Origin of the sequence: Streptomyces sp. NPDC008079 (genome assembly GCF_042957385.1) — a bacterium.
GTDB lineage: Bacteria > Actinomycetota > Actinomycetes > Streptomycetales > Streptomycetaceae > Actinacidiphila.
In genome coordinates, this window is the sequence record NZ_JBIBIC010000012.1 from 15,091 (window position 1) to 31,896 (window position 16,806).

General features: G+C 73.3%; 19 protein-coding genes. 12 read left to right on the plus strand and 7 right to left on the minus strand.

Features of this window, described 5'->3' with window-relative positions; genetic code table 11:
- Positions 1-5: 5 nt before the first annotated feature.
- Together ACFZAM_RS23735 and xylB are read right to left on the minus strand one after the other, a co-directional pair.
- A complete protein-coding gene (locus tag ACFZAM_RS23735; RefSeq protein WP_355349892.1) occupies positions 6-1,136 on the minus strand; it encodes an ROK family transcriptional regulator in 1,131 nt (376 codons plus the stop codon).
- 785 nt (positions 1,137-1,921) lie between these two features.
- The gene (gene xylB, locus ACFZAM_RS23740) at positions 1,922-3,343 is read right to left on the minus strand and encodes a xylulokinase (RefSeq protein ID WP_391049082.1); all 1,422 of its coding nucleotides are present in this window, start codon (positions 3,341-3,343) and stop codon (positions 1,922-1,924) included.
- 91 nt (positions 3,344-3,434) lie between these two features.
- Between xylB and xylA the strand changes: the two genes are divergently transcribed.
- From xylA to ACFZAM_RS23785, 9 genes are all read left to right on the plus strand, one after another.
- Entirely contained in the window at positions 3,435-4,625 is a 1,191-nt protein-coding gene (gene xylA, locus ACFZAM_RS23745) for a xylose isomerase (protein ID WP_355349898.1), read from the plus strand.
- Between the two features lie 307 nt (positions 4,626-4,932).
- Positions 4,933-6,396, plus strand: coding sequence for an FtsX-like permease family protein (locus ACFZAM_RS23750; RefSeq protein WP_391049085.1), 1,464 nt, complete (start codon positions 4,933-4,935; stop codon positions 6,394-6,396).
- Positions 6,397-6,420: 24 nt separating this feature from the next.
- Positions 6,421-7,104, plus strand: a complete 684-nt coding sequence (locus tag ACFZAM_RS23755) for an ATP-binding cassette domain-containing protein (RefSeq protein WP_391049088.1) — start codon at positions 6,421-6,423, stop codon at positions 7,102-7,104.
- Between the two features lie 152 nt (positions 7,105-7,256).
- Entirely contained in the window at positions 7,257-7,652 is a 396-nt protein-coding gene (locus tag ACFZAM_RS23760; protein ID WP_391049091.1) for a VOC family protein, read from the plus strand.
- Positions 7,653-7,912: 260 nt separating this feature from the next.
- Positions 7,913-8,419 carry an Asp23/Gls24 family envelope stress response protein gene (locus tag ACFZAM_RS23765; RefSeq protein WP_391049094.1) on the plus strand — a complete coding sequence of 169 codons (507 nt, stop codon included), beginning with the start codon at positions 7,913-7,915 and terminating at the stop codon, positions 8,417-8,419.
- A 211-nt stretch (positions 8,420-8,630) separates the two neighbouring features.
- Complete coding sequence (locus ACFZAM_RS23770; protein ID WP_355349938.1) at positions 8,631-9,203, plus strand: RNA polymerase sigma factor; 573 nt, start codon at positions 8,631-8,633, stop codon at positions 9,201-9,203.
- Positions 9,194-9,805: a hypothetical protein gene (locus ACFZAM_RS23775; protein WP_355349913.1), complete on the plus strand. Its 612-nt coding sequence runs from the start codon at positions 9,194-9,196 to the stop codon at positions 9,803-9,805. The genes ACFZAM_RS23770 and ACFZAM_RS23775 overlap by 10 nt, the downstream gene beginning before the upstream one ends.
- 4 nt (positions 9,806-9,809) lie before the next feature.
- Entirely contained in the window at positions 9,810-10,136 is a 327-nt protein-coding gene (locus ACFZAM_RS23780; RefSeq protein WP_391049097.1) for an Asp23/Gls24 family envelope stress response protein, read from the plus strand.
- Between the two features lie 103 nt (positions 10,137-10,239).
- Positions 10,240-10,578, plus strand: coding sequence for an STAS domain-containing protein (locus tag ACFZAM_RS23785; protein ID WP_355349918.1), 339 nt, complete (start codon positions 10,240-10,242; stop codon positions 10,576-10,578).
- Here ACFZAM_RS23785 and ACFZAM_RS23790 read toward each other — a convergent pair.
- Positions 10,533-11,423 carry a DUF3626 domain-containing protein gene (locus ACFZAM_RS23790; RefSeq protein ID WP_391049099.1) on the minus strand — a complete coding sequence of 297 codons (891 nt, stop codon included), beginning with the start codon at positions 11,421-11,423 and terminating at the stop codon, positions 10,533-10,535. The genes ACFZAM_RS23785 and ACFZAM_RS23790 overlap by 46 nt on opposite strands.
- A gap of 50 nt (positions 11,424-11,473) precedes the next feature.
- On the minus strand, positions 11,474-11,926 hold the full coding sequence (locus tag ACFZAM_RS23795) for a nuclear transport factor 2 family protein (RefSeq protein WP_391049101.1): 453 nt from the start codon (positions 11,924-11,926) through the stop codon (positions 11,474-11,476).
- Between the two features lie 127 nt (positions 11,927-12,053).
- Here ACFZAM_RS23795 and ACFZAM_RS23800 point away from each other — a divergent pair, with 127 nt between their 5' ends.
- Positions 12,054-12,617, plus strand: a complete 564-nt coding sequence (locus tag ACFZAM_RS23800; RefSeq protein ID WP_355349927.1) for a PadR family transcriptional regulator — start codon at positions 12,054-12,056, stop codon at positions 12,615-12,617.
- A gap of 22 nt (positions 12,618-12,639) precedes the next feature.
- Entirely contained in the window at positions 12,640-13,812 is a 1,173-nt protein-coding gene (locus ACFZAM_RS23805) for a cystathionine gamma-synthase (RefSeq protein ID WP_355349930.1), read from the plus strand.
- Positions 13,813-13,907: 95 nt separating this feature from the next.
- On the opposite strand, the gene ACFZAM_RS23810 is transcribed toward ACFZAM_RS23805, so the two are convergent.
- From ACFZAM_RS23810 to ACFZAM_RS23820, 3 genes are read right to left on the minus strand one after another with little or no spacing between them, the layout of a single operon-like run.
- Entirely contained in the window at positions 13,908-14,171 is a 264-nt protein-coding gene (locus ACFZAM_RS23810; protein ID WP_391049106.1) for a hypothetical protein, read from the minus strand.
- Positions 14,168-14,725, minus strand: a complete 558-nt coding sequence (locus ACFZAM_RS23815; protein ID WP_391049108.1) for a sigma factor-like helix-turn-helix DNA-binding protein — start codon at positions 14,723-14,725, stop codon at positions 14,168-14,170. Before ACFZAM_RS23815 ends, ACFZAM_RS23810 begins: the two co-directional genes overlap by 4 nt.
- A gap of 32 nt (positions 14,726-14,757) precedes the next feature.
- Positions 14,758-15,315: a MarR family transcriptional regulator gene (locus ACFZAM_RS23820; RefSeq protein ID WP_355350139.1), complete on the minus strand. Its 558-nt coding sequence runs from the start codon at positions 15,313-15,315 to the stop codon at positions 14,758-14,760.
- A 207-nt stretch (positions 15,316-15,522) separates the two neighbouring features.
- Here ACFZAM_RS23820 and ilvA point away from each other — a divergent pair, with 207 nt between their 5' ends.
- Positions 15,523-16,752, plus strand: coding sequence for a threonine ammonia-lyase (gene ilvA, locus ACFZAM_RS23825; protein WP_355350136.1), 1,230 nt, complete (start codon positions 15,523-15,525; stop codon positions 16,750-16,752).
- The last annotated feature ends 54 nt before the right edge of the window (positions 16,753-16,806 follow it).

The window sequence follows — 16,806 nt, forward strand, 5'->3', positions numbered from 1 at the left end:
GGCTTTCACGCCTCCTGCTGGAGGGCCCAGCTCGCCGGGTCCTCCAGCACCGTGCGGACGGAGCTGTACGCCGCGCCCCGCAGCACCCCGTCGCGGCCCAGCCTGGACGTCACCACGTCCTCAGGGCGCCACTGCCGGTCGGTGACGCGGGCCGCCAGCTCCCGCCGGACGCCCGGCAGCAGCCACGGCGCCAGTTCGGCCAGCGGGCCGCCGACCACCACCGCCTGCGGGTCCAGCAGGTTCACCGCGCCGCTCAGCGCGATGCCGAGCGCCGCGCCCGCCTCCTCCAGCGCCTTCAGCGCCGCCGGGTCGCCGTCGGCCGCCGCCGCCCGCAGTGCCGGGCCGCCGCCCGCGCCCACCCCCGCCGCCCGCAGCAGCGCCTCCTCGCCCGCGTACGTCTCCAGGCAGCCGTGCGCGCCGCACGAGCACAAGGGGCCGTCCGGGTGCACCGGTACGTGGCCCAGCTCGCCCGCGAAGCCGCGGGCGCCGCGGAACAGGCGGCCCTCCACGACGAGGGCGGCGCCGATGCCGATCTCCGCGGAGACGTGCACGAAGTCCGCGAGCCTCTCGTGGCCGCCGAGCCACAATTCGGCGAGCGCGCCGAGATTCGCCTCGTTCTCCACGACCGTGCCCTCGCCGAGGGGGGCCGCGACGGCCACGTCCTCCCAGCCCAGGTTCGGGGCGCGCAGGACCGTGCCGCGGTCCTTTCCGACCAGGCCGGGGACCGCCACTGTCGTGGCGACCGGGCGCAGGCCGCTCCCGGCCGCCTCCCTGGTCACCTTCGCCGTCAACTCGGCCAGTTCCGCCAGCACTTCGGCGGCCGGGCGGCCGCGGTTCGCCGCCTTCGCCTCGGCGTGGCAGCGGACGGTGCCGCGCAGGTCCACCACGCAGGCGGCCAGGTGGTCGACGCCGACCTCGGCGCCGAGGCCGGCGGGGCCGCGTTCGCTCAGGGCCAGGGCGGTGCCGGGGCGGCCGACGGTGCCGGGGCGCTGCGCGCCGCGCTCTTCCACCAGGCCGGCCGCCAGCAGTTCGTCCACCAGCGTCGAGACGGTCGCCCTCGTCAGGCCGACCTCTGCCGCGACGGCGGCGCGCGTGACGTTCTCGCCTGCGGCGAGGGCACGCATGACCAGTGCCATGTTGCGGCGCCTCAGGCCCGCTTGCGCGCCCATTCCCTTACCCACGCCGTCCTCCATCCCATCCCCCCAAGTATGTGCGGCTGCGCCGCGGCGGTGTTCTCTGCCCGCCCGCCCACCCGTGCGGGTGTTTTCTTCGTCTGCGGGTGCCGCTTGTGCCTGGTCGGTGCCGGTCCGGGGCACCTCCTCGAAATGCGGCTACCTGGTCTCCTGTATCCGGCACCCTCCCTGTCACCGCATTTCTGCGGGGGCACCCCGGCCCGTCCCCTCCCGGTCCGTCGGCGTCCGCCTGCCGGTGGGGGTTGCCGGGAGGGGGATTCTTTCGGCGGGCCGCCCTGCGCCGGTGCCCCCTCCCGGCCGCTCCGGAAAGACCGGGCCCTTCCCCAGGCGCCCGACGAAGCCCCTGCCACCCCCCACTCCCCAGCACCCGCAGCCCCCGCCCACCCGACTGGACGTCGGGTGGCGCAGGGGCCGGGCTCCCCCCACCCCCTTGCGCCCACCCCGCCGGAGGGTTGGGCGTCGCAGGGCCCGCACCCCCTCCCACCCCCTCCCCCCCTCAGCCACAGCGGACAGGCGGACGCCGACGGGCGAGGAGGGGACGGTGCGGGGTGCCCCCGCAGGGGGACGAACGGGCAAGGGCTGGACGTCATGGAAGTGGCCGCAGGTTCGTCGCCCGAGGAGGTGCCCCGGGCCGGGACCGACCAGGCACAGGCGGCACCCGCAGACGAAGAAAGCACTCGCACGGGTGGGCGGGTGGGAAAGAAACGGGCGCCGCCCCCAGAAAGGCGTCAGCGGCCGGCCGCCAGCGGGAGCGCGGAGGAGAGGCGGGCGAGCGCAGCGTCATCGCGGGGAAGGGGCGGGTGGAGAGCCCCGGCCGCGGTACCCCAGCGGAGCGCGACGGCGGAGGGAGACTCCTTGGTGAGGAGAGCCGCGGCCTGCGCGGCGGCGCCCAGCGCGACCAGCTCCGCGGCACGCGGCACCTGAACGGCCCGCCCCGAAAGGCGGCGGACGGTGTCGAGCCAGGCCGCGCCCCGGGCGCCGCCGCCGATGAGGAGAAGGGGCTGGTCGGAGGGGGCGGAGTCCACGGCGAGCACATGGTCGAGGGCGGAGAGAAGCGCGTAGACGGCCCCGTCGTAGGCGGCCTGGAGCACCTGTCCGGCGGACGTGTCGTGGCGCAGGCCGGTCAGCAGCCCCGAGGCGTACGGCAGGTTGGGAGTGCGCTCACCGTCGAGGAAGGGGAGGAAGGCGACGGAGCCGCCGGGCTCCACCTCCTCCCGGTCGAGCCGCAGGAGCGCGGCCACCTTGTCGACGGCCAGCGTGCAGTTGAGGGTGCAGGCCAGCGGCAGCCAGCCCCCGTCGGCGGCGGCGAACCCCGCGACGGTCCCGGACGCGTCGGTGGGCCGCCGCCGCGAAACGGCGTAGACCGTACCGGAGGTACCGAGGCTGAGGACGGCGCGTCCGGGTTCGAGGCCGAGGCCCAGCGCGGCGGCGGCGTTGTCGCCGGTGCCGGAGGCGACGAGGGTGCCGGGCCGCAGGGGCAGACCGGCGGAGACGGTGCCCGCCTCCTCGCCGGGCCCGAGGACGGTCGGGAGCAGCGCGGGGTCGAGCCCGATCTCGGCGAGCAGCCCGTCGTCGTAGGTCTCGGTGCCCGAGGCCCACCAGCCGGTGCCGGAGACGTCGCCGCGGTCGGTGACGGCGGCGCCGCCGAGCCGCTCGGTGAGGAAGTCGTGGGGGAGGCGTACGGCCGCGGCGGCCGCCGCGACCTCGGGCTCGTGCTCGGTGAGCCATGCCCACTTGGCGGCGGTGAAGCTGGCCGCGGGGACGGAGCCGAAGCGCTCGGCCCACCACTGCGCGCCGTGCCGTTCGACGAGCGCGGCGGCCTGCGGCGCGGACCGTACGTCGTTCCAGAGCAGCGCGGGCCGCAGCGGGCGGCCGGCGGCGTCGAGGACGACCAGCCCGTGCTGCTGCCCGCCGACCGATATCGCCTCGGCGCGCGCCGCGTACTCCCCGGTCTGCCCGATCGCGTCGCGCAGCGCCGTCCACCACACCTCGGGGTCGGTCTCGCGTCCGGCCCCCGAGCTGACCGTGTGCGGCGCCTGCCCGGCGGCCAGGACGGTGCCGCTGTCCACGTCGACGGCCAGCACTTTCGTGGACTGTGTGGAGCTGTCCACCCCGAGCACGACCCGTCCCGTCCCTGCTTTCGACCCCATGCGATTCCCGATCCCTTCGCGAGCGCCACTTCCCATCGCTGGTCTCGCATACTAATTTGTTTAACAGTCTGACGAATAGGAGCCAGTCGCAATGACTTCCGAGAGTCTTACCCCGGCCCCCGAGCACAAGTTCACCTTCGGCCTGTGGACCGTCGGCTGGCAGGGCCGCGACCCGTTCGGCGACGCCACCCGCGCCCCGCTGGACCCGGTCGAGTCCGTCAACCGGCTCTCCGAGCTGGGCGCGTACGGCGTCACCTTCCACGACGACGACCTGATCCCGTTCGGCTCGACGGACGCGGAGCGCGACGCGCTGGTCAAGCGGTTCCGGCAGGCGCTGGACACCACCGGGATGACCACCCCGATGCTGACCACGAACCTCTTCACGCACCCGGTCTTCAAGGACGGCGCCTTCACCGCCAACGACCGCGACGTCCGCCGCTTCGCCCTCCGCAAGACCCTCCGCAACATCGACCTCGCCGCCGAGCTGGGCGCGGAGACGTATGTGGCGTGGGGCGGCCGGGAGGGCGCGGAGTCCGGCGGCGCCAAGGACGTACGGCTGGCGCTCGACCGGATGAAGGAGGCGTTCGACCTGCTCGGCGAGTACGTCACCGAGCAGGGCTACAACCTGCGGTTCGCGGTCGAGCCGAAGCCGAACGAGCCGCGCGGCGACATCCTGCTGCCGACCGTCGGCCACGCGCTGGCCTTCATCAACTCGCTGGAGCGCCCCGACATCGTCGGCGTCAACCCCGAGGTCGGCCACGAGCAGATGGCCGGGCTCAACTTCCCGCACGGCATCGCCCAGGCGCTGTGGCACGGCAAGCTCTTCCACATCGACCTCAACGGCCAGACCGGCATCAAGTACGACCAGGACCTCCGCTTCGGCGCGGGCGATCTGCGCTCCGCCTTCTGGCTGGTCGACCTGCTGGAGACCGCCGGATACCAGGGGCCGCGGCACTTCGACTTCAAGCCGCCGCGTACCGAGGACTACGACGGGGTGTGGGCGTCGGCCGCGGGCTGCATGCGCAACTACCTGATCCTCAAGGAGCGCGCCGCCGCCTTCCGCGCCGACCCCGAGGTGCAGGCCGCGCTGCGGGCCTCGCGCCTGGACGAGCTGGCCCTGCCGACGCTCGGCGCGGAGGACACGCTGGGCGGACGGCTGGCCGGACTGCTCGCCGACCGCGGCGCGTACGAGGACTTCGACGTCACGGCGGCGGCCGAGCGGGGCATGGCCTTCGAAGCGCTCGACCAGCTCGCCATGGACCACCTGCTGGGTGTCCGCTGACCGGGGACAGGCGGCCCGGCCCGCGGTGACTCCCGCGGGGTGCGGGTCGCACCCCGCGTCAGACTTCCCGAGCGAACTGTCACGGGCCTGTGCAGGGCCCGTGGGAGAGCTGTTCAAGGAACTCCTCACCCGGGCTTTATCCCCGGCTCATCGCGGCACCCTGTTTCTCAGCACTCCCTCACACCCGCCTCACCGGAACGTCACCGCTGATTCCTAGCGTTCGCGGCAGCGGGAGCGGAGTGGACGCACCCCCTCCTCGCGTCCACTCCACTCCCGGCTCCACCCACTGCCACCCACGAGGAATCGGATGTTCTTCACGTATCTCCGGCGCGAGCTGCGCCGCCGACGCAAGGCGGCACTCGTCGTCGCCCTGGGCCTCGCGCTCGGCATCGGGCTGGTCATCACCGTCAACTCCGTCTCGTCCGGCATGGGCCAGGCGCAGGACAAGGTCCTCCAGTCGCTGTACGGCCTCGGTACGGACATGACCGTCACCAAGGCCGCGCCCGCCGCCACCGCGAGCGGCGGTACGACCCGCCCCAAGTTCGACTTCGACGCGAACAGCGACGGAAAGACGCAGAGCAGCGACCGCGTCATGGTCCAGGGCTTCCAGACGCTGGCGTCCTCGGTCGTCGGCAAGGTGAGCGGTCAGCAGCACGTCGCGGGCGCGGTCGGCGGCCTCAGCCTCCAAGTGCTCAAGATCGACGGCTCGTTCACGCAAGGACAGTTCCAGCAGAAGCAGGGCACCTCCGGCGCCAGCGGCGGCGGGCGCGGCGGCGGCAACACCCCGCCGCAGGGCGAAGTCCGGGGCGGCGGCGCGCAGTTCGACGCCAACAGCTACACGCTGTACGGCGTCGATGTCTCCAACCTCGCGCTCGGCCCGCTGACTTCGTCGAAGATCACCTTCGGCGCCACCTTCACCGCCGCCCAGGCGGACGCCGAGGTCGCCGTGGCCGACTCCGCGTACGCCAAGGAGAACAAGCTCTCGGTCGGCTCGACGGTCACCGTCAAGGACACGAAGTACAAGGTCATCGGCATCGCGACCGCCGACAGCGGCCAGGCGGCGGCCAACCTCTACCTGCCGCTGAAACAGGCGCAGACGCTCTCGGACTCCGCGGACAAGATCACCACGGTGTACGTCAAGGCGTCCGGCTCGCAGCAGATCGACAGCGTCAAGTCGGCCATCCAGAAGAACATTTCGGGGACCACGGTCACCACCTCGGCCGACCTGGCCTCCACCGTCTCCGGCTCGCTGTCGACGGCGTCCTCGCTCGCCACCAACGTCGGCAAGTGGCTGTCGATCGCCGTCCTGGTCGCGGCCTTCCTGGTCGCGGGGCTGCTCACCTCCTCCGCCGTCAGCAGGCGGGTACGGGAATTCGGCACGCTCAAGGCGCTCGGCTGGAAGAGCGGCCGGGTCACCCGGCAGGTGATGGGCGAAGCGCTGGTCAACGGGCTGCTCGGCGGTGTCCTCGGCATCGCGCTCGGCCTGGCGGGGGCGTACGCGGTCACCGCGATCAGCCCGACGCTCAGCGCTCAACTCGGCTCCAACGGTGGCGGTGGCGGTGGCGGCGCAGGCGGCGGTGGCGGCGGCTTCGGCGGCCCGGCCCGTTCCGCCGCCAAGACCGTCGACATCGCGCTGAGCGCCCCGGTCAGCGTCCACACCATCGCCCTCGCCGTCGGCCTGGCCGTCGCGGGCGGCCTGATCGCGGGCGCCTTCGGCGGCTGGCGCGCCTCCCGGCTGCGCCCCGCCGACGCCCTGCGCCGCGTCGAATAGCCCCTCGTCCAGAAGGAATTGACCATGTATCAGTTGACCGGCGTGACCAAGCGCTACCGGCGCGGCAAGGCCACCGTGGACGCCCTCAAGGGCATCGACCTGGCCATCGCCGACGGCGACCAGCTCGTCATCCAGGGCCCCACCGGCGGCGGCAAGTCCACGCTCCTCCAGATGCTCGGCGGCCTCGACCGCCCGACGTCGGGCGCCGTGGAGCTGGACGGCGTCGACCTCGCCAAGCTCGGCGAGGCCAAGCTCACCAAGGTGCGGTCGGAGAACATCGGCTTCATCTTCCAGAGCTTCAACCTCATCCCGACCCTCACCGCGCAGGAGAACGTCGAGACCGCCCTCGTACCCATGGGGGTCAAGGGCGCGGCCCGCCGCGAACGCGCCGCGCGGGCACTGGAGTCGGTGGGCCTCGGCGAACGGCTGACCCACCTGCCGTCCGAGCTCTCCGGCGGCCAGCAGCAGCGCGTCGCCATCGCCCGCGCCCTGGTCAAGGAGCCCAAGGTGCTGCTCGCCGACGAGCCCACCGGCAACCTCGACGAGGGCACCCGCGACGACATCATGGGCCTGCTCGAAGGGCTCTGGCGCGACCGCGGCCTCACCTTCATCCTCGTCACCCACGACTCGGGCATCGCCAAGCGGGCGCCGCGGCTGGCGACGATCAGGAAGGGGACGCTGACGCTGCGCGAGCGCACGGCCGCCTGAGTCGGGAGCGCGGCGGGCCCCTCGCCTCCCCTCCGCCGGTCGATCCGTCCGGCGGCGGAGAGGCGGCGCCGCGTTGTCGGTGCCCGGTGCCACGCTGGACCGCGGACGGGCCGCACGCCCGAGAGCCGGGCCGCCGCGACCAGGGGAGACCGATGTCAGAGCCGACCGCACCACTGCGTACGACCTTCACCGCCGTCGTCCTCGACGCGCCCGACGCGACGGCGCTCGCCGACTTCTACCGGCGGCTGCTCGGCTGGGAGGTCACCGCGCGGGAGCCCGACTGGGTCAAGCTCAACCCGCCCGGCGGCGGCACGGGCCTGTCCTTCCAGACCGAGCCCCTCTACACCCCGCCGACCTGGCCCTCCGCCCCCGCCGCGCAGCAGATGATGCTGCATCTCGACTTCGAGGTCACCGACCTCCCGGCGGGCACCGCCACCGCCCTGGCCTGCGGCGCCACCCTCGCCGCGTACCAGCCGGAGGACGACACGCGGATCTTCCTCGACCCGGCCGGGCACCCCTTCTGCCTCTGGGTGCGCACCGACGTCTGAGCCCCGCCGGGACCGGGGGTGCGGAGCCTCAGGACCCGGGCCGGGCCCGCTCCCGCCGACCCGCGCGGGAATCTCTTCGAGAAGATCCCGGATTCGCGCGTGAGGTCTCCGGATCAGGGGTGTCTTAAGAATGTCAGGGCCCATGAGGCCGCCACATGCACCGTAGGGTCGGCGTATTCGTACGATCCACCGTCGTGCGATCCGCGTCAGTGGATCCGCGCGACCCGGCCGGTGTACTTGCGAACACCAGGAGACCCGGTATGACCACGACGAAGGCCGAAGCGCCGGTTTCGCCCCAGCGCACCAGCACGGACCGCGACGACGACGGCAGCAAGGGGCAGGGCCTGGAGAAGCGGGCCGACGGCGCCTTCCGCGTGCCCGCCGAGCGAGGCCGTACGTCCATCGCCAATTCCGTCGTGGAGAAGATCGCGGGCATGGCGGCACGCGAGGTGCTCGGCGTCCACGACTTCGGCGGCAGCCTCGCCCGCAGCATGGGCGCCATCCGCGACCGCGTCCCCGGTGGCCGCCCCAACGTGACCCGCGGCGTCAAGGTCGAGGTCGGCGAGCGGCAGACGGCCGTGGACCTGGAGCTGGTGGTCGAGTACGGCGTCGCCATCACCGATGTGTCCGCCGACGTACGGGAGAACGTGATCTCCGCCGTCGAGCGCATGACCGGCCTCGAGGTCGTCGAAGTCAACGTCTCGATCGTCGACGTGCACCTGCCCGACGAGGACGACGACATCCCCGCCGAGGGACGAGTGCAGTAGCCGTTCTCCGGGGGCGCCGGGGCTGTCCCACCCCGGCGCCCCCGCACGCCGCTGCCGCTCGCACGAACCCGGTGCCGTACGGCACACCCCCGTGGACCGCGATCACCTGTTGGACGGACGACGTTGACCTGCTTGTACGTGCCTCTGCTCGCCGCCGAGGACCCGGCGCGGTGCCGTGTCCGGTGAGGCGTCCGACGGGGCGCCGTCGCATGTGCCCCCGCCCGAGCCGGAGCCGCCGGCGTCCGGGCGGGAGGAAGACCTGCTGGTCGCCCGCGCGAGCGAGGGCGACGACGAGGCGTTCGAGATCCTGGTACGGCGGCACAGCGGCGAACTGCTGCGCCTGGCACGCCGGTTGCTCGGCAACGACGCCGAGGCGGAGGACGCGGTGCAGGACGCGTATGTCAGCGCGTGGCGGCGGCTGCCGGAGTTCCGCAGGAACGCGGCCTTCGGCACGTGGATGTACCGCATCGTGACCAACCGCTGCCTCAACGTCCTCAGGGGCCGCCGCCCCACCCAGCCGCTGGACTCGATCGTCGAACCCGCCGCGCCCGAGTACCAGTCCTCGCCCGTCCGCGCCGCGGAGTCCGCCGCGTCGGCCGAGGCGCTGCACCGCGCGCTGGCCGGGCTCACCCCCGAGCAGCGCGCGTGCTGGGTGCTGCGCGAATTCCACGGCCTGTCGTACGACGAGATCGCCGCCGCCGTGGGGATCGGCGAACCGGCCGTCCGGGGACGGATCTTCCGGGCCCGCCGCTATCTGACGGAGGCGATGGACACATGGCGCTAGACGACGAACTCCTGCCCTGCGACGCCTCGTTGGCCGATCTGTGGGAGGGCGGCGAGCCCGCCCCCGGCCACGAGGACTGCCCGCACTGCCGGGACTCGCTCGCCGAACTGGCCCAGCTCGACCAGGCCGTGCACCAGGCGCTGGCGGTACGCGACCTGCCCGCGCCCGATCTGGCCGCCCGCGTGATGGACCTGGTGCGGACCGAACTGCGGCCCGGCCGCCTCGTACCGCTCGGCGACCCCGCGGCCGACGACTGGATCACCGAGACCGCCGCCGCCCGGCTCTTCCGGCAGGCCGCGGACGCGGTTCCCGGTGTCGTGGCCGGGAGCTGCCGGATCACCGCGGCCCGCGAGCCCGCGCGCTACGTACTGCCCGGGCTGCCGCTGCCGCGCGTGCCGCTGCGGGTCCGCCTGGAAGTGGCCGTCGTCCTCAGCCGTACCGTCCCCGAGGCCGCCGCGGCGGTCCGCGAACGCGTCATGAACGCGGCGCACGCGGTGATCGGCCTGGACGTCGCCGCGGTGGATGTGTCGGTGGTGGACGTTCTGGACGACGGGGCGGCGGCCGACCGCCCGCTCAACGACGCGACCTCCGGGGAGGGCTGACCCGATGAACCCGCTGACCCGCACACCGGAAGAGCGCGAGACCGCGACCGCGGCGGGCGCCGCCGCGGCCGACGTCCCCGGCGTCGCCTACCTCAGCCCGCGCCTGACCGACCGGCTGCGCTCCCGTACCGCCCCCGGTGTCACCGTGCGGTGGCGGACCGACCCCGCGCAGTGCGCGGTCACGGTCTCGCTGGCCGTACGCACCGGCTACCAGGCGGCCCGGGTCGCCCAGCACGTGCGGGAGGCGGTCGTCGAGGCGGTCTACACGACGTATCCGCAGACGCTGACCACGCCGGTCACGGTGTCGGTGACGGTCACCGCGATCGTCTGAGACCGCCCGTTTTCACCGGGTACGTCCCCGCGCGTGATGTCCGTCCGCCCACGGTGTCCAAGGGTGCAGACCCTTCGAGATTCGAGAGAGGACACAGACCGCCATGGACGCCACGGCTCCCTTCACCTGTCCGACCGCGCTGGACGACGACGGGATACTCACCCTCCGGCCGTGCGGGGACATCGACCTCGAAGCGCGCCCGGCCCTGACCCAGGCCCAACTGGCGCTGCGCCCCGGCCTGCGGGGGGTCCACCTCGACTTCGACGCCGTCCCCTTCATGGACACGACGGCGCTGCGCTTCCTGAGCAGCCTGCACGCCCGCTGCACCGCCTTCGCGCTCCCGCTCCACATCACGGGTCTGCGCCCCCAGCACCGCCGCATGCTCTCCCTGTCCGACTACCGCCTCCCCACCTCCCCGACCTCCCCCACCACAACCGCCTGACCCTCCGGCGGCGCCCCGAAGCGGGCCACGCAGTGCCAGACGCGCTTGAGCGACTGCGGGTCGTGGCGGCCGGTGCGGGCGGCCTCGCCGATGACGCGCGGGTCGAGGAATCCGCCCTCCGCGATCTCGGCGCCCAGCGCGACGAATTCCGGCCCCCGGTAGTCCGGGTGGCGGCGCAACTCCGTGACGGCGAGGCGGAAACCGGCGTGCCACTCCAGCGGGCACGGCAGCAGGCGCGCGGCGTCCTCCACGGCGGTGCCGCGGTGGCTCGGGTCGAGCACCAGCGCCTCCACGTCCTCGGCGAGCACCACGGGACCGTGCACCTGCGCCTCCACATAGCCGTCGAGCGCGTCCCCCCGCCCGGCCGCGGTGTCCGCGCGGGCCAGCTCCACCAGGGCCGACACCGTCCCTTCGACCCCGAAGTCGGACGGTTCCCGGGCGCTGTCCGGATAGCAGAAGGTCGCCCGTGCCAGCGTCCCGGCGCGCAGCCGGAAGTGCGCGGACCCGAAGCGCGGGGCCGCGCCGACCCGCTCGCGCCGGAAGTTCAACGCCCCGTACACCGGCCGTGCCCGCCCGTCCGCCCGGTCGTACGCGCCCCCGAAGATCCGGCTCTCCCACCGCCACCGGTCTCCGCCCGGATACGCGGTCAGGCCCCCGTTGCTCGTACCGGTCACGAACTGCGACCGGTACACGCCCTCCCGTCCCAGCGCCTCCAGCATCCCGCCGCGGTCCGGATGGAAATTCACACTCACCCGCACCCCGGCGGCAACCGGCGTCCCGGCCCGCGCCAGGCCGGTCACGTGGCGCAACGCCTCATCCGCCGCGAGCGGCGGTTCCCCGGTCACGTCATCCACCCCTTGCCCCCTGCCTCCTGTGCGGGCCGAGCCGTCGGCCGTCAGCGCGGGGCCGGGGCCGGGGCCAGGCCGTCGGCGACGAGGCCGGCGAGGACGGCTTCGCCGAGGGTCTGGACGGCGGACTGGGGGCGGACCATGACGGTGATCTCCTTGATCAGCCCGGCCGGGTCGAACTGGAGCATGTCGATGCCGTGGATCTCCTTGCCGTTGACGGTGGCGCGGAAGAGCAGGATCGCGGACGGGGTGTCGGTGCCGTCACCGGTGGTCCGGGCGGAGCCGTCGAACCGGCCGATGTAGCGGAAGTCCTCGAAGGTGCGCACCAGGACGTGGAAGAGGCCGACGACGAGCGGCTTGCCCTCGAACGGGGTGAACTTCACCGGGCTGTAGAGCCGGATGTCGTCGGTGAACAGGCGGCTGAGGGCCTCGACGTCGCCCGACTCGACGGCGGCGCGGAAGGCGGAGGGGTCTGCGGTCACGGCGTCCGTCGCGGTCACGGCGGCTGCTCCTTCGGTTCTGGAGGGCTGCCCTGGGCGGACCCCCTAGTCGTGCATCTGATTAGTCACTTTCTTGAGTACCATGTCGAGCGTACAACGGACCGGGCGGACGGGAGGAGGCCGGGCGATGGCTTTGCGCCACGCGGTCCTCGCGGCGCTGCTGGACGAGGAGCTGAGCGGCTACCAGCTGGCCAAGGCGTTCAACGTCGGCGTGGCCAACTTCTGGCACGCGCTGCCCCAGCAGCTCTACGCGGAACTGACCAGGCTGGAGAGCGACGGCCTGGTCACCGGCCGGGAGGTCGTCCAGGACACGCGGCCGAACAAGCGCCTCTTCCAGGTGACCGACGCCGGCCTCGCCGAACTGGAACGCTTCGCGGCGGCGCCCGCGAAACCGTCCTTCATCCGTGATGAACTCCTTGTGAAGGTTCAGACCGCCGACCGCCTCGGCACCGAGGCCGTCATCGCCCAGCTCATGGAGCGCGCCGCCTTCGCGGCGGCGAAGGCCGAGCTGTTCACGACCCTGCTCGGCAAGCTCCGCGGCGACCGGGACGAGGAGGACTTCCTGCGCCACGGCACCCGCATCGGCCCGTATCTGACGTGCCTGCGCGGCCTCGCCTTCGAGCGGGGAAACGCCGAGTGGTGCGAGCGCAGCGCGGCCGTGCTGCGTGCGAGGCTGTCGGCGCGGGCCTGACGGCGGCACTACGCTCGGGGCCATGAGCGACAAGCACATCGGGCACCAGGACATCGGCCACCAGCACTTCGAGACCCTCGCGATCCACGCCGGCCAGGCCGCGGACGCGCAGACCGGGGCCGTGGTGACGCCGATTTACCAGGTGTCGACGTACAAGCAGGACGGTGTCGGCGGCCTGCGCGGCGGCTACGAGTACAGCCGGTCGGCCAACCCGACCAGGACCGCCCTCGAAGAGAACCTGGCGGCGCTGGAGGGCGGCAGCCGCGGCCTCGCCTTTGCCTCGGGGCTCGCGGCCGAGGACTGCCTGCTGCGTACGATGCTCGCGCCGGGCGACCACGTGGTGATCCCGAACGACGCGTACGGCGGCACCTTCCGGCTCTTCGCGAAGGTCGTGGAGCGCTGGGGCGTGCGCTGGTCGGTGGCCGACACCTCCGACGTCCAGGCGGTACGGGACGCGCTCCGGCCGGAGACCAAGCTGATCTGGGTCGAGACGCCCTCGAACCCGCTGCTCGGCATCACCGACATCGCGGCGGTCGCCGGGGTCGCCCGGCAGGCCGGGGTGCGGCTGGTGGTCGACAACACCTTCGCGAGCCCTTACCTCCAGCAGCCGTTGGCGCTCGGCGCGGACGTCGTCGTGCACTCCACGACCAAGTACATGGGCGGGCACTCCGACGTGGTCGGCGGCGCGCTGGTCACCTCGGACGCGGGCCTGGGCGAGGAGTTGGCGTACCACCAGAACGCGATGGGCGCGGTCGCCGGGCCGTTCGACGCGTGGCTGGTGATGCGCGGCGTCAAGACGCTCGCGGTACGGATGGACCGGCACAGCGCCAACGCGACGCGGGTGGCCGGCATGCTGGCCGCGCACCCGAAGGTGGCGCAGGTGTACTACCCCGGTCTGCCGGAGCACGCGGGGCACGAGGTGGCCGCCAAGCAGATGAAGGCGTTCGGCGGCATGGTGTCCTTCCGCGTCGTGGGCGGCGAGGACGCGGCGGTCGCCGTCTGCGACCGCGCGGAGCTCTTCACGCTCGGCGAATCCCTCGGCGGCGTCGAGTCGTTGATCGAGCACCCGGGCCGTATGACGCACGCCTCGGTGGCCGGTTCCGCGCTGGAGGTGCCCGCCGATCTGGTACGCCTGTCGGTCGGCATCGAGGCCGCGGACGACCTGCTGGCCGACCTGGCGCAGGCCCTCGGCTGAGGTCGTGACACGGTCGTGAGAGCGTGAACTCCCGGGCCCGTACGGTCGCGCGCGCCGCGTACCGTACGGGCCCGGCGCCTTTCCCACGAAAGGCGTCAGCCCGTCGCCGACCACCAACTGCCGTCCGTCGGCGTCGTAGGGGCCGAGTGGTCGGGCCACGCCACCGCGGCCAGGACCAGACCGGCCACGACGGCCGCGAACAGCACCAGCCACAGGGCGAGTCGGACGACCCGGCGGCGGCGTACGATCCGGCGTCCGCGGGCGGCGGCGCGGGCGGTGAGATCGAGCGGGACCACCGGGTGCGGGGTGTCCAGCAGGCGGCGCACCTCGTCGTCGCGGCGGTTGGGCAGGCGGCTCACGGCGCCACCGCGCTGGACTCGGCCAACTCCGCTGCCTCGGAAGCCGGTTCGGTCTCCCCGGGGGCTCTGCGGGCCCGCGCCGCGGCGGCGGCCACGGCCCTGGCCGCCGCCGCGGCCGCCGGATCGTCCCCTTCGGGCCTGCTGCGCAGCGTGGCCGTCCCGCGGGCGCAGATGGCGCGCACCCGCTCGACGGGCAGGCCGAGTTGGGCCGCGGTCTGCTCCTCCGCGACGCCCTCGAAGTGCCGCATCACGACGATCAGCCGCTCCTGGCCGCTGAGCCGGTCCAGGGTGCCGCCGCGGGGCCGCCGCCACCACGGGCGGTAGGCGAACCGCCGTACCAGCTCGCTCCTGGCCCGTTCGTACGGGTCCTCCGCGCGCATCGTGAGCCAGTTGGCGTAGACGTGCGCGAGCGTCGCGGTCAGGAGGCGGTCGGCGGCCTCAGGGTCGCCCGCCAGCAGTGTGGCGGCGTGCAGCAGACGGCCCGCCGCGCCCGCGGTGAACGCCGCGAATTCGGCGTCCCGTCGGTTTTCCGCTGCCGCCCGGCGCTTCCCCACGCGGCCATGGGACGGCAACCGGGCGTTCCGGGTCAAGCCCCTTGCGTGTCTCCCCGCGACCCGGTCGCGCCGCCGGTCCCCTCGGTCCCACCGGCCTCGTCGGACTCCGGCTCTTCGCGCTGTCCCGCCCCGGTGTGCCAGTCGGCGAGCGAGGTGTTGAAGCGGGCCAGCAGCTCGGTGAAGATCTCCCGCTCCCGCGGGGTCCACTCGTCGGTGACCTCGGCCATCAGCCGGCGGCGGGAGTCGCGTACCGCGTCGAGCCGGGACCGGCCGCGCGGCGACAGGGCGAGGACGACCGCGCGGCCGTCCTCCGGGTGCGAGGTGCGCTTGACCAGGCCGGTGTCGACGAGCGGGGCGACCTGGCGGGTGACCGTGGAGGAGTCGATGCCCATGGCCTCGGCGAGCGCCTTGACGCCCATCGGGCCTTCGCGGTCGAGCCGGTTGAGCAGCAGGTAGGCGGCGCGGTCCATGGAGTTGCGGGCCTTGCCGACTCCGCCGAGCCGCGTCTGTTCCGCGCGACGGGCGAAAAGTGCGACCTGGTGCTGGAGGCGCTCAAGGAGTTCGGTCGAGGTCTCCGTGGGGTTGGACATGACCTTGAAGCTCGCGTTCTGTCGGTCCTGTGAAGGGGAACGGGAAGGCGGAAGTTGTGGAGAAGAGTACGCGGCGCGGAAGGCCCCGTGACCCTTCACCGGCAATACGCCGCCCGCCGCGGCCCCGGCCCTGACACGTATTCCGGCCGCCGGTGACACCCTTGGCCCCCGGCGGTGGCGGTCCGCCGGAGCTGGGAGACTGGGCCCATGGACAGTTCGGTGCCCGCAGCGTCCCCTTCGATCACCCTCGATGACGTGCGAGGAGCGCACAAAATGCTCTCCGGGGTGGCCCGTATCACCGCGATGGAAGGCAGCCGCCATCTGTCGTCGCTGGTCGGAGCACCTGTGCACCTCAAATGTGAGAATCTTCAACGCACAGGTTCGTTCAAAATTCGCGGCGCGTACGTCCGCATCGCGGGCCTCGGCCCGGAGGAGCGCGCGGCCGGGGTGGTGGCGGCCAGCGCCGGGAACCACGCCCAGGGCGTGGCCCTCGCGGCCTCCCTGCTCGGCGTCCGCTCGACCGTCTTCATGCCCGTCGGCGCCCCGCTGCCCAAGGTGGCCGCGACCCGTGACTACGGCGCCGAGGTACGGCTGCACGGCGCGGTCGTCGACGAGACGCTGCGGGCGGCCATCGAGTACGCCGAGCAGACCGGGGCGGTCTTCATCCACCCCTTCGACCACCCGGACATCATCGCCGGGCAGGGCACGGTGGGCCTGGAGATCCTTGAGCAGTGCCCCGAGGTCGGCACCATCGTGGTCGGCATCGGCGGCGGCGGTCTCGCCGCCGGTCTCGCGGTCGCCGTCAAGGCGCTGCGGCCCGATGTGAAGATCGTCGGCGTGCAGGCCGCGGGCGCCGCCGCGTATCCGCCCTCGCTCGCCGTCGGCCGCCCGGTGGCGCTCGGCACGGTCGCCACGATGGCCGACGGAATCATGGTCGGCCGTCCGGGCGACATACCGTTCGCCCTGGTCAGGGACCTGGTGGACGAGGTCGTGACGGTGACGGAGGACCAGCTCTCCTCCGCGCTGCTGCTCTGCCTGGAACGCGCGAAGCTGGTCGTGGAACCGGCCGGGGCCAGTCCGGTCGCGGCGCTGCTGGCCGCGCCCGAGGCGCTGCGGGGGCCCGTCGTCGCGGTGCTCTCCGGCGGCAATGTCGACCCGCTGCTGATGCAGCGCATCCTGCGGCACGGCATGTCGGCCGCCGGCCGTTACCTGTCCCTGCGGCTGCGTCTCACCGACCGGCCCGGCGCGCTCGCCACGCTCCTGGGGGTGTTGTCAGTGGTCGACGCTAACGTCCTCGATGTCAGCCATGTGCGCACCGACCCGCGGCTCGGCCTCACCGAGGCCGAGGTCGAGGTGCACCTGGAAACCAAGGGACCTGAGCACTGTGTCGCCGTGGGCGAGGCACTGGAGAACGCGGGTTACACCGTCATCCGGTGACCGCCCCGGCGGGCGGAGCTCGCCGTCGTACGACCCGCCGCCGCGGGGGAACCG

Bases quoted from the DNA above. Each gene is read 5' to 3' on its own strand.
- ACFZAM_RS23735 (WP_355349892.1), bottom strand. From the start codon at position 1,136: ATGGCACTGGTCATGCGTGCCCTCGCCGCAGGCGAGAACGTCACGCGC.
- xylB (WP_391049082.1), bottom strand. From the start codon at position 3,343: ATGGGGTCGAAAGCAGGGACGGGACGGGTCGTGCTCGGGGTGGACAGC.
- xylA (WP_355349898.1), top strand. From the start codon at position 3,435: ATGACTTCCGAGAGTCTTACCCCGGCCCCCGAGCACAAGTTCACCTTC.
- ACFZAM_RS23750 (WP_391049085.1), top strand. From the start codon at position 4,933: ATGTTCTTCACGTATCTCCGGCGCGAGCTGCGCCGCCGACGCAAGGCG.
- ACFZAM_RS23755 (WP_391049088.1), top strand. From the start codon at position 6,421: ATGTATCAGTTGACCGGCGTGACCAAGCGCTACCGGCGCGGCAAGGCC.
- ACFZAM_RS23760 (WP_391049091.1), top strand. From the start codon at position 7,257: ATGTCAGAGCCGACCGCACCACTGCGTACGACCTTCACCGCCGTCGTC.
- ACFZAM_RS23765 (WP_391049094.1), top strand. From the start codon at position 7,913: ATGACCACGACGAAGGCCGAAGCGCCGGTTTCGCCCCAGCGCACCAGC.
- ACFZAM_RS23775 (WP_355349913.1), top strand. From the start codon at position 9,194: ATGGCGCTAGACGACGAACTCCTGCCCTGCGACGCCTCGTTGGCCGAT.
- ACFZAM_RS23780 (WP_391049097.1), top strand. From the start codon at position 9,810: ATGAACCCGCTGACCCGCACACCGGAAGAGCGCGAGACCGCGACCGCG.
- ACFZAM_RS23785 (WP_355349918.1), top strand. From the start codon at position 10,240: ATGGACGCCACGGCTCCCTTCACCTGTCCGACCGCGCTGGACGACGAC.
- ACFZAM_RS23800 (WP_355349927.1), top strand. From the start codon at position 12,054: ATGGCTTTGCGCCACGCGGTCCTCGCGGCGCTGCTGGACGAGGAGCTG.
- ACFZAM_RS23805 (WP_355349930.1), top strand. From the start codon at position 12,640: ATGAGCGACAAGCACATCGGGCACCAGGACATCGGCCACCAGCACTTC.
- ACFZAM_RS23820 (WP_355350139.1), bottom strand. From the start codon at position 15,315: ATGTCCAACCCCACGGAGACCTCGACCGAACTCCTTGAGCGCCTCCAG.
- ilvA (WP_355350136.1), top strand. From the start codon at position 15,523: ATGGACAGTTCGGTGCCCGCAGCGTCCCCTTCGATCACCCTCGATGAC.